Origin of the sequence: Arenimonas malthae CC-JY-1 (genome assembly GCF_000747075.1) — a bacterium.
Lineage (GTDB): Bacteria > Pseudomonadota > Gammaproteobacteria > Xanthomonadales > Xanthomonadaceae > Arenimonas > Arenimonas malthae.
The window spans coordinates 1-1,199 of sequence record NZ_AVCH01000101.1 but is presented as its reverse complement, the minus strand read 5'-3'; the positions used below and the strand labels follow the sequence as shown (position 1 = coordinate 1,199).

The 1,199-nt window shown below is 73.6% G+C and carries 1 protein-coding gene and 1 pseudogene; both read left to right on the top strand.

Annotated elements, in window-relative coordinates:
• Window positions 1-398, top strand: a pseudogene (locus N790_RS16315) (hypothetical protein); the annotation flags it as partial.
• Window positions 399-421: 23 nt separating this feature from the next.
• Window positions 422-1,199: PDZ domain-containing protein (locus N790_RS05170; protein WP_156969941.1), on the top strand; the 778-nt coding region annotated here is incomplete at its 3' end.

The following is a 1,199-nucleotide window of genomic DNA, read 5'->3' as shown; positions in this document are numbered from 1 at the left end:
CCGCCGCGGCCGCCGTGCTGGCGCTGGCCTTGGTGCTGCCGCGCGAACCCACCCTGCCCGCCGGCGACGACGGCACCGCCGCCACGCTGCCGCCCGCCGGCGCGGCCAACATCGAAGCGCTGATGGCCGAATCCGCCCAGCTCGAAGCCATGCTGGCCACGCTGTCGGACAACGAGCTGGGCTCGGCCAGCGCCCTGCTGCTGAGCCTGGAATTCGAAGACCGCCTGCGCGAACTCGACGCCGCGCTGGCTTCGCCCGAAGCCGACGAAGAACGGCGCGCGGCGCTCTGGCGCCAGCGCGTGGCCGTGCTGCGCGATTACGCCGCCCTGCAGGGCACCGCGCAGTGGGTCGCCGTGCAGGGCGGCCATTACGACGGCGCCCTGGTCGCCACTTTCTGACCCTCCCCCACCGAGGAATCCCGATGAAACTCCGCCTTGTTTCCCTGATGGTCGCCGCCGCGCTGGCGACGGCCGCCCACGGCCAGGCCACCGCGCCCACGGCCACGCCGAAAGCCGACGAAGCCGCCCAGCGCGCCGAACTCGAACGCGCCCGCGCCGAGCTGGCGAAGAGCGCCCGCCGCGTCGCCGAGATCAGCCGCGAGCTCGGCATCAACGACCGCCGCATCGAAGTGCAGCGCCTGCGCGAAACCGCCCACCGCCCCGGCCTGGGCATCGTGATGAGCCCGAACCCCGGCGCGCCCGGCGTACGCATCGCCGCCGTCACGCCCGACGGCCCCGCCGCCCAGGCCGGCCTGCGCAGCGGCGACGTGGTGACCGGCATCGACGGCAAGGCCATTACTGCCCAGGGCGATGGCGCCGTGGAGCAGGCGCGCGGGCTGCTGGGCAACCTGTCGAAGGACCAGAAGGTGCGCGTGGGCTACCGCCGCGAGGGCAAGGCCGCCGAAACCACCGTGACCGCGCGCGACATCAGCCGCGTCATGGTGTTTTCGGGCGATGGCGGCGACTTCCGCTTCGAGTTCGGCGAGGAGCTGGCCAAGGCCGCGGAAATGCGCGAACTGGCGCAACTGCGCGCGCAGCCGCTCATCCACGAAGGCCTGGAGCGCGAGATCGTGCGCATCGCCACCGCGCCCTGCGCGCCGGGCGACGAGGACTGCCGCGCGCCCCTGCTCAGCCAGGCCTTCCGCTGGAACGGCCTGAACCTGGCCTCGGTGGACGCCAAGCTCGGCCGCTACTTCGGCA